The organism is Ruminiclostridium papyrosolvens DSM 2782 (assembly GCF_029318685.1).
Classification (GTDB): domain Bacteria; phylum Bacillota; class Clostridia; order Acetivibrionales; family DSM-1351; genus Ruminiclostridium; species Ruminiclostridium papyrosolvens.
This window is the reverse complement of sequence record NZ_CP119677.1, coordinates 2,285,001-2,298,490: the sequence shown is the minus strand read 5'-3', so window position 1 is coordinate 2,298,490 and position 13,490 is coordinate 2,285,001. Positions and strand designations below refer to the sequence as shown.

General features: G+C 39.4%; 10 protein-coding genes and 2 rRNA genes (1 of these 12 only partly in view). 1 reads left to right on the top strand and 11 read right to left on the bottom strand.

Annotation, left to right across the window (positions count from 1 at the left end):
* Positions 1 to 9: 9 nt before the first annotated feature.
* The 3 genes from P0092_RS10650 to P0092_RS10640 are packed head-to-tail and all read right to left on the bottom strand — an operon-like array spanning position 10 to position 1,995.
* Entirely contained in the window at positions 10 to 546 is a 537-nt protein-coding gene (locus P0092_RS10650) for a Gx transporter family protein (RefSeq protein WP_004619615.1), read from the bottom strand.
* Positions 543 to 950 (bottom strand): NusG domain II-containing protein, encoded by a 408-nt coding sequence (locus P0092_RS10645; protein WP_004619616.1) that lies wholly within the window; start codon positions 948 to 950, stop codon positions 543 to 545. The genes P0092_RS10650 and P0092_RS10645 overlap by 4 nt, the downstream gene beginning before the upstream one ends.
* Positions 934 to 1,995, bottom strand: a complete 1,062-nt coding sequence (locus tag P0092_RS10640) for an FAD:protein FMN transferase (RefSeq protein ID WP_276187225.1) — start codon at positions 1,993 to 1,995, stop codon at positions 934 to 936. The genes P0092_RS10645 and P0092_RS10640 overlap by 17 nt, the downstream gene beginning before the upstream one ends.
* 122 nt (positions 1,996 to 2,117) lie before the next feature.
* Here P0092_RS10640 and P0092_RS10635 point away from each other — a divergent pair, with 122 nt between their 5' ends.
* Positions 2,118 to 3,872 (top strand): NAD(P)/FAD-dependent oxidoreductase, encoded by a 1,755-nt coding sequence (locus P0092_RS10635; protein ID WP_004619618.1) that lies wholly within the window; start codon positions 2,118 to 2,120, stop codon positions 3,870 to 3,872.
* 70 nt (positions 3,873 to 3,942) lie between these two features.
* Here the strand turns inward: P0092_RS10635 and P0092_RS10630 are convergent, their stop codons facing one another.
* From P0092_RS10630 to P0092_RS10595, 8 genes are all read right to left on the bottom strand, one after another.
* A complete protein-coding gene (locus P0092_RS10630; RefSeq protein ID WP_004619619.1) occupies positions 3,943 to 4,635 on the bottom strand; it encodes a single-stranded DNA-binding protein in 693 nt (230 codons plus the stop codon).
* Positions 4,636 to 5,483: 848 nt separating this feature from the next.
* Positions 5,484 to 6,797 (bottom strand): cytidylate kinase family protein, encoded by a 1,314-nt coding sequence (locus P0092_RS10625; protein WP_004619620.1) that lies wholly within the window; start codon positions 6,795 to 6,797, stop codon positions 5,484 to 5,486.
* A complete protein-coding gene (locus tag P0092_RS10620) occupies positions 6,794 to 7,225 on the bottom strand; it encodes a MarR family winged helix-turn-helix transcriptional regulator (RefSeq protein ID WP_004619621.1) in 432 nt (143 codons plus the stop codon). The genes P0092_RS10625 and P0092_RS10620 overlap by 4 nt, the downstream gene beginning before the upstream one ends.
* A 261-nt stretch (positions 7,226 to 7,486) precedes the next feature.
* Positions 7,487 to 9,100: an IS66 family transposase gene (gene tnpC / locus P0092_RS10615; RefSeq protein WP_004619600.1), complete on the bottom strand. Its 1,614-nt coding sequence runs from the start codon at positions 9,098 to 9,100 to the stop codon at positions 7,487 to 7,489.
* 95 nt (positions 9,101 to 9,195) lie between these two features.
* Positions 9,196 to 9,552 carry an IS66 family insertion sequence element accessory protein TnpB gene (tnpB, locus tag P0092_RS10610; RefSeq protein ID WP_004619599.1) on the bottom strand — a complete coding sequence of 119 codons (357 nt, stop codon included), beginning with the start codon at positions 9,550 to 9,552 and terminating at the stop codon, positions 9,196 to 9,198.
* Complete coding sequence (gene tnpA / locus P0092_RS10605; RefSeq protein ID WP_004619598.1) at positions 9,545 to 9,907, bottom strand: IS66 family insertion sequence element accessory protein TnpA; 363 nt, start codon at positions 9,905 to 9,907, stop codon at positions 9,545 to 9,547. Before tnpA ends, tnpB begins: the two co-directional genes overlap by 8 nt.
* 266 nt (positions 9,908 to 10,173) lie before the next feature.
* Positions 10,174 to 10,290, bottom strand: a 5S ribosomal RNA gene (rrf, locus tag P0092_RS10600).
* Between the two features lie 177 nt (positions 10,291 to 10,467).
* A 23S ribosomal RNA gene (locus P0092_RS10595) occupies positions 10,468 to 13,490 on the bottom strand (it continues 30 nt past the right edge of the window).

The following is a 13,490-nucleotide window of genomic DNA, read 5'->3' as shown; positions in this document are numbered from 1 at the left end:
AATTACCCCTTATAAATTTGATATAATATTTAACCTTTTTAAGGCTCTTACAAAAAAGGAGCTGCATATTCCTACAAAAGTCCCCATAATAATTCCGGACAAAAGCAATACAGGTAAATACCCTACAACAGATAAATCACTCATTATAAAGCATGCTACCAATATCTGCCCGATATTATGCGCTATTGCTCCGGCTATGCTTATTCCAATTAAGCTTAACCACCTCTCCATATATTTTAACATTATCCACATAATCAGTGTACTCAAAATTCCTCCGCATATACTAAAAGCAAAAATTACCGGCCCCCCCATAAACAGGGATGAGAGAACGCATTTCACCAAAACAATAGCCATAGTATTTGACAGGCTAAAAAAATTTAAGGAAACGATAGTTATTATATTTGATAATCCAAGCTTTATCCCTGGAATTCCTACGGGAACAGGAAACCATGATTCAACAACAGACAACACCAAGGCCTGAGAAGTAAGAAGCGCCAGAAGAACCATTTTCTTTATATCTACTCTGTTTTTTATATATAATCTCACTTTACCACTCCATCCACATTCTGATTCTTGTCTTGCTCAAGCTTAATAATTATTTTATTAGGCAGACAAACAGCTATGTCCCCGGGGTGGCTGAGCCAGCCGGTTTTTACACAAACCTTGTCAGGGCAATCCGATTCTAAAAAGCAAATTCTGTTTTTTTCTGCTGCAATAGTTACCTTATGCAACCCTGATATATTAATTACTTCTCTTTTATCCAGACTTGTCAGATTTATTTTTCTGATAACTTTGTCATTCCTTTTTATTATCGCCGTAATACCAATGTTATCAACTTTGATTCCATTGACATTGCTTAAACTGACTGCATTTTCTTTGCCAAAAAAAATAGCTGAAAACATAGCAATAACTATTACCAATAAAAGAATTATGTCACCCTTTTTCAACATAAGTAAACTCCCCACTTTCATCCTGAAAATCAAAGTCCTTTTTAAGGTTTTCAGTTAAATAGACCTTTTTATCTTTAGTAACAAATATAGCATCAACACCATCCAGCTTTTTCAATAATTCTTCTGACTTCCTCAATCCCATCACAAATGTTGCAGTTGACAGAGCATCGGCATTAATGGAACTGTCCGTAACAATGGTTGAACTAATCAAATCCGAATTGCTGGGGCATCCCGTTCTAGGGTCTATAATATGGTGATACCTGATACCGTCTTTCATAAAAAATCTCTCATAGTCACCGGAGGTTACTATAGTTTTGTCTGAAACACTTAGAATACCAATATATTTACCGTCCACTGCTCTTGGATTTTGAATACCAATTCTCCATGGTGTATTATCCGGTTTATTTCCAACTACATAAACATTTCCTCCAAGATTTATGTAAGCTGATTTTATTCCTTCTCTACGACAGATTTTTACGGCTTCATCTGCTGCATACCCTTTTGCAATAGCACCAAAATCAATCATTTGACCCTTCATGGGAAGCCTGAAGGTCATTTGGTCTTGGCCAAAGTCAATTGATTTGTAATTCACAAGTTTTAGAAGTTCACTTATCCTGCTCGGGGAAGGCACATGGGGATGATCAGTAAAAACGCCCCACTCCTTAACTAAAGGCCCTATAGTTATGTCAAAGGCCCCATTGCTCAACTTGGAAAATTTATCGGCTGCAGTTAGAATATTATAGATATCGTTATTTATGCGGAATGCCTGTGATTGCCCGGAATGACTGTTAATCCGGCTAACAGTACTTGTTTTAATATTAACAGACATATTTTCTTCAAGGTTGTTTAACCTTTGAATAACTTTGTTAGCACAATCCTCAGCATTACTTCCATAAATTCTTTGAGAAATTACAGTACCCATTTGAAAGCTTTCTTTTTCAATGTAATCATTACTGGCGTTACTCTGTGAACATCCGCTTAGGTAAAAAGAAACAATTATAAATGTCAAAAGAATTAAAAAACGATAATTTTTCAAACAACTCACCCCCATATAGTTACGAATATGAATACAATTCAAGCAAAATATACATCATATAAACGTACAAATATATTTATAAAGGTTTCCCTGAAATTTCTACTTTTATAACAAAAACAGGAGAGATAATAATGTCCAGAAAAATAGTAATCGTAGGTGCAGGTTATGCAGGAATAGAAACTGCTTTATACCTTCAACGAAAAAAGAAGAAGAAAGAAGATTTATCGATTACGATTATAGATAAAAATTCATATCATACACTGTTGACTGAGCTTCACGAAACTGCCGGAAACAGAATAGACTCCCATGGAGTTATTGTACCTCTCAGAGATATATTTCAATACACTGATGTTAATATAGTAAAAGATGAAATTGTAAAATTTGATATGGAAAGTAAAGTTGTTTCATCAAATAATAATAAGTATGAATATGACTATCTTGTTTTAGCTTTTGGAAGTGAGCCGAATTATTACGGTATACCCGGAATGAAGGAATACAGCTACCCTCTTTGGTCATTTAAAGATTCACTCAGGATAAAAGAGCATATATTGGACTGCTTTGAACTTGCTTCACAAGAAATTGATGAAACCAGAAAAAAAGCTCTTTTGACCTTTGTAGTAGGCGGAGGTGGCTTTACAGGCGTTGAGATGATGGGCGAATTGGGAAGATGGGTTAAAAAACTTTGCATAGATTACGGTATTTCCCGTAATCAGGTAAGTCTTTACCTGATAGAAGCCCTGCCCAAAATACTTACAATACTAAATGAGAATAATGTTAAAAAATCCATGGATTATCTTACTTCTTCTTTAGGAGTCAATGTACTTCTTGAAAGTGCAATTACAAAACTTGATTCTGAAAAAGTGGAGCTAAAAGACGGACGCTCCATAAATACACGTACCCTTATATGGACTGCCGGTATAAAAGCCTCCTCTCTGACCGATGAAATAGACACTGAAAAAAATAGAACTTCAAGAATTGTTGTTGACGAATACACTAAAACAACCTTTAAAAATGTATACGCAATAGGAGATGTATCTGCTTTCACCTATGATGATAAAATTCTTCCTCCGCTGGTAGAATCAGCGGTGCAAACGGGTAAAAATGCAGCTGTTAATATTCTGGCTGATATCAGAGGCACTGAGAAAGTCAAATTATCACCTAAGCTCCATGGTGTTATGGTTTCAATCGGGAGCAATTTTGCCGTTAGTGAGATAATGGGTAAGCAACTTCCTGTATGGCTGTCAATACTAATGAAGTACATGGTAAACGTCCATTATTTATTTGGCATAGGGGGATTTGAACTTGTTATAAAATATCTGAATCATGAATTAATAAACAAAAGACACAGAAAATCCTTTCTTGAGTACCACTATACCCGTAGATCCGCTACAATATGGCTTGTACCCCTAAGACTGTTCCTTGGCTACACCTGGTTTATAGAGGGCTACAATAAAATAAAGGAAGGCTGGTTGACTTCACCAATGTTGGCAGGCATGCCCGTTGATGGTGCTTCCAGTGCTTCTATTACGGAATCCGGAGAAAAAGTATTCAGAATTATTTCCTCACATACACCCGAGTGGTATGCATGGATAGCAAATAGATTAGTAATTCCAAACGCTCTTGTCTTCCAAATAATGATAGTTTTAGCTGAAGTGGGACTTGGACTTGCATTTATATCAGGAACATTTACGTTTATTGCAGCCCTTGCCGCAATTTCTTTAAACATCAATTTTCTTCTTTCAACAGGCTTGTATGAGACAAGCTGGTGGCTTATCCCTGCTGAAATAGCTATGTGGGGAGGTGCAGGAAGAGTGTTTGGCATAGACAGTTACCTTATGCCGACGTTGATGAAGTTATGGAGATACCTTGTAAGACGAAGCTCATAAACTAAAAAACCATCACACTTCTGTTCAAAAACTGAAGTGTGATGGTTTTTGTCTCTATGTTCATAAAAGATTATTCTTCTGTTGAATTTTCAATATCGTTATTCTCGTCGTTCTCATCATTTTCATTAGTAGCTGACGGTTCGGAAATTTCCATTTTAGAGACCGAAACCTCATAAGCAGTCTTTGTCAGAGTTTCTCCTGACTCAAGCTTCTTTTGATACTCTCTGCTTTGGATTCTTCCCCATATTTTAATATTGTCTCCGATAGACAGATTTTGAGAATACCTGGCATTTCTGCCCCAAGCTATGCATGGGATATAGTCTGATTTATTATATGGTCTGTTAACTGCCACAAGTATATCTGTTATTTCCCTTCCAAAAGGGGTCATTCTATATATGGGTGACTTACATATATAACCGTTCAGATAAATCTGATTAGGATTTTTTATTCTTTTATCTTCATCAATAAAAACGACTTCCCTTGCAAAAACAGTAAGTACAAGTTTATTTGATTCACTCTTATAACTGTTATATGATCTGAATTGACCCTCTATTTCCAACAGTGAGCCAATTACAAGCTTCTCCTTTGGAACCAGACGTTCTGAAAATGTAACAGATATTTTGTCACTGCTTTCACTTAATCTGGGTACATCTAATTGAAAAGAATAGAATCCTTCTCCATATACCTCATGACTATATTCAACCTCCGAAACTACTCTTCCTGAAATGGTCACTACGTTGTTTTCTATTACATTTCCGACCATTTACCCCCCACTCCTCTCTTTTGCTGTTGTGTCTCTCTTTTTTATTTATCTAATGTAATGTGTATTCCAGTAGAATACGATTTAGAATATTTTTTCTTAGTTTTTTAATTTTGTCCATAAGAATGAAGGTGCTTAATAGTTATTGCCAAAATAATACAATCATAATATATTATATTACAAAATAACTCAAAAAGGAATCATTTATTCTACAAAAATCACCCTTGTTTTTTGGTTGAGTTTATTTCAATAAGTCATCCCCTTCGCTTGACATTCTATAATTTTTTATTATTCTTAAAGACTTCTTTAATTTTATCATAATTTTACATAAAGTGCTATATTTATATATATATGGTACAGCCTGAACCTTCCTACACCCTTTGCTTGGTAAAAGGTAACGATGCTACAGAATTCACTTAATGTTACGGATATGATTGCTCACTCTCTAATGAGAGCTTTACCCTTTCGCTTAGCACCCTGCATTACTACAACGCACCGAGTTTAGCTACACGGCTCACTATAAAAAGTGCCCTCTGATTGATAAATCAAAGAGCACTGCATGCTGAAATGTTTGATTAATAAAATTTATATAAATTATGATAGGAGCTGAGAAATAAGTGGCTCTGTAAGTTAAATGTTTCTACAATTGAATAATTAGTTCTCAAATACGAAATAGAACTCCAACTTTTTATTTTCCAACCACCTTTAAATCACAAGTTTGAGGGGCCTCGAGGACAAAAAGTATAAGCCTCAGTGCTGGTATCCACTTGGAGTTGCATGTTTTATTAAAAAAGCATTCTCTTAGATTCAAATCATCTCAAAAATCTCCTTTCACTGGTTAAATCAATTACTTAACCAGACGTAATGGAGACACCCTTTATATCCATACAACTAAAGCTTATGTATTCCTTAATGATTTCAACTGCTTCTTCTACACCAAGTGTACTAACATCCAGACATAGATTGTAATTTTCCGAAAGACCCAGAATTCTGCCTGTATAATATTTGTAATGCATGAAACGCTTTTTATTAATATCACGCATGCGTTTCATAGCTACCGACTTTTCCAGATGCTCACGCTGACTGATCTGATGTACTTTATAATCTTCTTTCGCATATACAAATATTTTATAGCAATTTTTCAAATCTTTCAAAACATAATCAGCGCACCTCCCGACTATTACGCAATTACCTTTGCCAGCAGCCTCTCTAATAATCTTAGTCTCAATCTCATACAATTTATCCAGTTCTGTTTCTTCATCTGTTAAGATTTTATACTGTGAAAAAAAATCATACAGAAAGCTGTTTGTCATTACTTGTTCTTTTGCTTCTATATATGCTTCTGGCAAATTACTTTCTTTTGCTGCCATTTCTATAATACTTTTATCATAATAATCAAATCCAAGATTTTTTGCCAATTGCTGCGCAATTTTTCTTCCGCTGCTTCCGTATTCCCTGCTGATTGTAATAACAACCTTGTCCGAATTCTGCTGCAACCACTTTTTTTCAACTTCTCTTGCATTTTCTGACAGGAAGTTCTCAACAAAGCCCAGCTTTCTTTTCAAAAATCGTGCTATCATCCCTACAAGCAGCGCAGCAACAATTGTTCCTTCACGCACACCAGCAAGTTTATGGAATATAAGCAGCCCTATGGCGCCAGCTACAGTTGTCATCGATGAATCAAAAATAACCTTCGTTTTACCAAAATCTTTATGAAATGTCACAGACACTGCTTTTACAAATGCTTCTCCTGGCAGCATTACAACATCTGCTGCCATCTCCATGTAAACACCTACTCCTAATATTATGCAGCCAACAATCAGAGAGAGAAATTTCATGTAGTACATATCCGGCTCCATAAAAGATAGCATTTTCATAGTCAGGTCAATAAACCATGAAAATGCCATAGACACTGGTATTTGCAATAAATATTGTCTAGAAAAATTCTTACGCAGTAAAATTATTTGGATAATAATTAGAACAATACTCATATACAGAGTAAACATACCAAGTGTCGGTTTAAATGCTAAACTTAATGTATATGGGATACTGGAAATCGGTGATGTGCCAAGGTTTGCTTTCGTAATAAAACTTACACCAAAGGAATTTACTAATAACCCTATACTAAATAAAATGTATCGTTTTAACATTTCTTTTTTACTCATTGTAGTCTCTCCGTATCAGTCATATTACTGCATATTTTATAAAATATATTCATAAACTTTTCTCTCTCGTTTTTTTCAATCCCATGAAACACTTCTGTTTCTATCGCAAGAAATGTCTCTGCTACCTTTTCTGCCTTTTCCTTTCCGATATCTGTCAAATATACATAGCTTGAGCGCTGATTACCATTTAATGTCCGCCGCTCTATTAAACCCTTTTCTTCCATGATTTTCAATATTCCTGTTAGTGTAGCAGGGTCTATCTGACATCCAAAAGCAATATCCTTTTGTATACTTCCATCATGTATACTAAGGTAGTCTAATACTTTTGGCTGTCCAGATGTTAAACCTGTTTCTATTAACCCATTAAATACTTTTTTCTGAAATAATGCCTGATTAATCATAAGCAAGTAATGAAAACTCTGATTCATATATCCTCCAATTGTTTGTATCCTCACTATTTGTATCCAAACTTTTTTTAATATTTAAAATTGTAGGGTAATTTATTTTATTTGTCAAGCGCCAACCACAAAAATAAAGTAGCGCTCTCTTGAAGACCTATTCCTAAGACCGGAACTTTGCCGTAACTTCCTTCAGATTCCTCGTCACCGAGGACCCCCCCTTGCTCTTTTGCTGTAAGCGGTAAACCATGAGTACAGTTATCAAAAAAACCACCATATAGGCGGCTGAATTTACTGCTTAGTTTGCTTTCTGCATTGTTCCGGCAGTTGATCTGACCATGGAAGCAGTTTATCTAAAAAAGTTAAGTCTTTGTCATCCATATGCTGGGGTATTTCCTTCAGTAGGTATTTAAAATACTCATATGGCTTAAGATTATTGGCCTTTGCCGTTTCTGCAATACTGTAAATAATTGCGCTGGATTTTGCTCCTTCGATGGTATCTATCATATGCCAGTTGTTTTTCCCTATACAAAACCCGCGAATTGCAGATTCCGTTGCATTGTTGTCTAGTGGTACATCCCCATTCGTAAGGAAGGTCTTTAGATATTTTTCCTGATTGATACAATAGGTAAAGCCTTTGCCCGTTTCTGACTGTGATGCCACTTCTTGTTTATGGTTTTTTATCCATGCGAAGAAAGCCTCCACTTGTGGCTTTACAAGTAGCTGCCGTTGTACGACCCGATCTTCCGGTGTAAGTTCTATCAGATCATTGTCGATTTTGTAGATCATGGCAATTTGCCTCAATGCAGCATATGCAAGTGTACTTTTTGCAGCTTCTTTGTCCATGGTTTTAACCACATCAGCATATCGTCGTCTGGCATGACTCCAACAGCCCGCTATCGTTATACCGGATTCTTCTTTTTCTAATTGATGATATACTTGGTAGCCATCCGTTACCAATACACCCTGGTATTTCTTTAAAAAATCCTTTGGATGGCTGCTGTTTCTGGTTCGCTGGTAATCATAAAGTATAATTGGCGGAGCATTATACAGCTTTCCTGTACGGTATACCCACATGTAACTTTTTGATCCTGTCGCTCTACCATCTTTGGATACAATCACAGGGGTTTCATCCGCTTGTGATACCTTGCATTTATATAGTTCCTGATGCAAACGGTCATATAAAAGTGATAAATACCTCTCTCCACAAAGGATAGTCCAGTTTGCCATTACTTGTCTTGAAATCATTACATCGTTTCTGGCAAATTCCTGTTCAATCCTGTTTAATGGAAGTGCATTGATGTACTTCGAGTTTAGGATGGCTGCCTCCAGTGAAGGAGTGACAATACTGTTTCGAAGCAAGTCGGTTGGCCGACTTGCCTTAACGATGGTTTGGTTGTCATTTCCGCAATAAACCGCCACATGATGTTCTTCTACTTCGAATTGGACAGGGTGAAGAGCCAGCCTTTTGTATACCTCATCAGGAAGACGGCGCCATTTTTCACCAAATGTTGATCTAAGCTGCTCTTCAGATAGTGTATGCTCTATGATTGTAACAGGAATGTTCTTTAGATCTTCTTCACGCTTTCCTTTGTGTTTCTTCCGTTTATAGGCTTTGGGGCATACTTCCTCCAGCTCTGGTTCAGGAACTTTTTCAGCAGCTAAAACTTCAGCTTCGTTAAAATAGAGCTCCATTTGATCTTCAAACTTCATTTTTTCGGAGGAACGTCCAAACCGGTGTTGTTTTGATACACTTAACTGTTCAAAAAGCAGATCCATCTTCTGATTCAGTTCCTGCATCTTTGTATCCTGTTTTTCCTTATCACTCTGTAAGGAGATGAACATATTGATTATGTCTGCTTTGCTGTATTTAGTTAATTCATTTACACAGTATTTTTTATCCATAGAACTATCATACTATACAAAAAACACCATGAACAGTGCAAAAAGGGAATTGCTGAAATCTGTGGATAATCCTCACAAATTCCTGCTTTTATCCACTACAAAATATGCTTGGGAAACGATTTCTTCACTGCTTTTGACTGATCAATAGATAATCCTTCAGTAAGCCATCTGAATTGCTTGGATGTGATACATCTTGCTTCCTTTTCACTACGAGGCCATTGAAACCGTCCGCTTTCCAGACGTTTATACAGAAGAACAAATCCATCTCCCTCCCACAAAATAGCCTTTATGCGATTTGTTTTTCTCCCGCAAAAGAGAAATAGAGTGTTTTGAAATGGATTAAGCTTAAATTCATTTTGGACAATGGCTGCAAGGCCATCAATTCCGCAGCGAAGGTCGGTATATCCGCAAGCAATGTATATTTGATCAAAACCGGCTGCATCATTAAACATGTCCCAGCACCTTTAATATATTGGCAAGCAACTCCGGTGATGTTTGATTTGAAAGTTCAAGGCGAGAACTGCCAATACATAGAACCATATCAGGACTAAAATATTTATCGGTACACGTTTTGCTGTCCAACACTTTAAGTGGAATAAAAGCTGTATTCTGTTTGGCTACCGGTAATTCAGAAGAAAATGAACTGATTTCTTCACGAACTCTACGTTGCCAGTAAAAAAACTGTTTTTCGTTAATGCTGTTTTCTTGACACCATGCCTTTACAGACATTCCGCTAGTGCGGCATGCATGGATAATGGGAGCCCACTGAGAAAGTCGGTACTTATGAGTTGATTTTTGTGCATCCATAATGAATTCTCCTTGAAACTTCAACAAGTTTGCTTTAAAAACTCCTAAAAGTATTTAAAGTTGCAACTAAAACTATTCAGGAGTAATTATCACATGGCAGATGCCTTCAGTCGAGGTACTCATGGTTTACCACTTACCTTTTGCTAACGGTTGGCATTATCAGCCCCCCGTATTAGACTTACACCCACTGGCGTGTGTCCAGTTTCGCTGGACACACGGCGCACAAAAACAAAACCTCAAGCTATAAGCTTGAGGTTTTCATATAAATCTGGCGGAGACCTACTTTCCCGGGCCGTTTCCAGCCAAGTATTATCGGCACTGAGATGCTTAACTGCCGTGTTCGGTATGGGAACGGGTGTGGCCATCTCGTCATTTCCACCAGAAAATTTAAAATTGTGATAAGCTTCGTATTACTTACATACTACTAGCTTCTGACAATTTTGTTAACTTTTTTTAAGATACTTTTGTACCTTCAGAACTGATTAATGTTATTCTCTTAAGAAGATGTGAAGCTCTCATTGTCTGGTTAAGACCTTCTACTTTTGAATACCTGTTTTCTTTGGGTCAAACCCTCGACCTATTAGTATCAGTCAGCTTAACACATTACTATGCTTACACTCCTGACCTATCAACCATGTAGTCTACATGGGGTCTTACCTATTGCTAGTGGGATATCTCATCTTGAGGTGGGTTTCACGCTTAGATGCCTTCAGCGTTTATCCCTGCCGAACTTGGCTACCCAGCTGTGCCATTGGTATGACAACTGGTGCACTAGAGGTTCGTCCATCCCGGTCCTCTCGTACTAAGGACAGATCCTCTCAAATATCCTGCGCCCGCGACAGATAGGGACCGAACTGTCTCACGACGTTCTGAACCCAGCTCGCGTACCGCTTTAATTGGCGAACAGCCAAACCCTTGGAACCTGCTACAGCTCCAGGATGCGATGAGCCGACATCGAGGTGCCAAACCTCCCCGTCGATGTGGACTCTTGGGGGAGATAAGCCTGTTATCCCCAGGGTAGCTTTTATCCGTTGAGCGATGGCAATTCCACTTTCATACCACCGGATCACTAAGCCCTACTTTCGTACCTGCTCGAGGTGTTTCTCTCACAGTCAGGCTACCTTATGCCTTTGCACTCGTTGCGCGATTTCCAACCGCGCTGAGGTAACCTTTGGACGCCTCCGTTACTCTTTGGGAGGCGACCGCCCCAGTCAAACTGCCCACCTGACAGTGTCCCTAGACCAGCTTATGGTCTCAGGTTAGAGTTCCAGTACTTTTAGAGTGGTATCCCAACGTCGACTCCTTGATGGCTGGCGCCACCAATTCTCAGTCTCCCACCTATCCTGTACAAAAAATACCGAAACCCAATATCAAGCTACAGTGAAGCTCCATGGGGTCTTTCCGTCTAGTCGCGGGTAACTTGCATCTTCACAAGTACTACAATTTCGCCGGGTACGTTGTTGAGACAGTGCCCAAGTCATTACGCCATTCGTGCGGGTCAGAACTTACCTGACAAGGAATTTCGCTACCTTAGGACCGTTATAGTTACGGCCGCCGTTTACTGGGGCTTAAGTTCATGCCTTCGGGTTTCCCCTAAGCAATTCCCGTAACCTTCCAGCACCGGGCAGGCGTCAGCCCCTATACTTCATCTTTCGATTTAGCAGAGACCTGTGTTTTTGATAAACAGTTGCTTGGGCCTATTCTCTGCGGCCTCAATTGCTTGAGGCACCCCTTTTCGCTAACTTACGGGGTCAATTTGCCGAGTTCCTTAACAACGCTTCTCCCGCTCGTCTTAGGATTCTCTCCTCACCTACCTGTGTCGGTTTGCGGTACTGGTACCTTTAATCTGGATAGTGGTTTTTCTCGTCAGTGTGGAATCTGTCACTTCGGTACTTGTTTTCCCTCCGCATCACGTCTTCGAAACATCCGGCGGATTTGCCTACCGGACTATCTACCTCGCTTGCACGATCTTTTCCAGCTGATCGCTTGACTTATCCTCCTGCGTCCCCACCTCTCTCATAACGATTAACGGTAGTACAGGAATTTCAACCTGTTGTCCATCACTTACGCCTTTCGGCCTCAGCTTAGGTCCAGACTTACCCTGGGCGGACGAACCTTCCCCAGGAAACCTTAGGTTTTCGACGGTAAAGATTCTCACTTTACTCTCGCTACTTATTCCGGCATTCTCACTACTGCTTCGTCCACAAGTCCTTTCGATCTTGCTTCAACCTACAACAGTAAGCTCCCCTACCACCCTCGTGCATCCAATACTATCTCCTAGTACACAGTTTAGCTATGAGATAATTTGACCAAATGTTTTGAATCATTTTTCATATGATACATTTGGTGAAATTACCTAGCTCTATCTTACTTGCTAGGCGATACTATTGGATGCACGCTGATCCATAGCTTCGGTACACAGTTTAGCCCCGGTAATTTTCGGCGCAGGCTCACTCGACTAGTGAGCTATTACGCACTCTTTGAATGAGTGGCTGCTTCTAAGCCAACATCCTAGTTGTCTTAGCAAGCCCACATCCTTTTCCACTTAACTGTGATTTTGGGACCTTAGCTGATGGTCTGGGCTGTTTCCCTTTTGACCATGGGACTTATCTCTCATAGTCTGACTCCCAAGTAACATCATTACGGCATTCGGAGTTTGATAGGGTTCGGTAACCCGGTAAGGCCCCTAGCCCATTCAGTGCTCTACCTCCGTATGATTTTCCCTTGAGGCTAGCCCTAAAGCTATTTCGGGGAGAACCAGCTATCTCCGAGTTCGATTGGAATTTCTCCGCCACCCACAGCTCATCCCAGACCTTTTCAACGGTCATGTGGTTCGGTCCTCCACGAGATTTTACTCCCGCTTCAACCTGTCCATGGGTAGGTCACCCGGTTTCGGGTCTATAGCATGCAACTTAACGCGCTCTTAACACTCGGTTTCCCTTCGGCTCCGTACCTTTAGTACTTAACCTTGCTGCATACAATAACTCGCCGGACCGTTCTACAAAAAGTACGCTGTCGAGCCTTAACGCTCTTCAACTGCTTGTAAACATAGGGTTTCAGGTTCTCTTTCACTCCCCTCCCGGGGTTCTTTTCACCTTTCCCTCACGGTACTGCTTCACTATCGGTCACCAGTTAGTATTTAGCCTTGGATGGTGGTCCACCCTGCTTCCCACGAGGTTTCACGTGCCTCGTGGTACTCTGGATTCTAGCCTGCCTCTTAACATTTCGCTTACGGGACTTTTACCCTCTATGGTCTCAGCTTTCCAGCTGCTCATTCTGCTATGTCTTAAGGATCATTATGCTAGTCCACAACCCCGAAAGATATTGCTATCTTTTGGTTTGGGCTCTTCCGCTTTCGCTCGCCACTACTTACGGAATCTCTTTTGATTTCTACTCCTGTTGGTACTTAGATGTTTCAGTTCCCAACGTCTGCCTTCGTAACACTATGTATTCATGTTACGATGACCGAGTGTTTAACTCGGCCGGGTTTCCCCATTCGGATATCCACGGGTCAATGGCTATTTGCGCCTCTCCGTAGCTTTTCGCAGCTTGTCACGTCCTTCATCGCCTTCTGGTGCCAAGG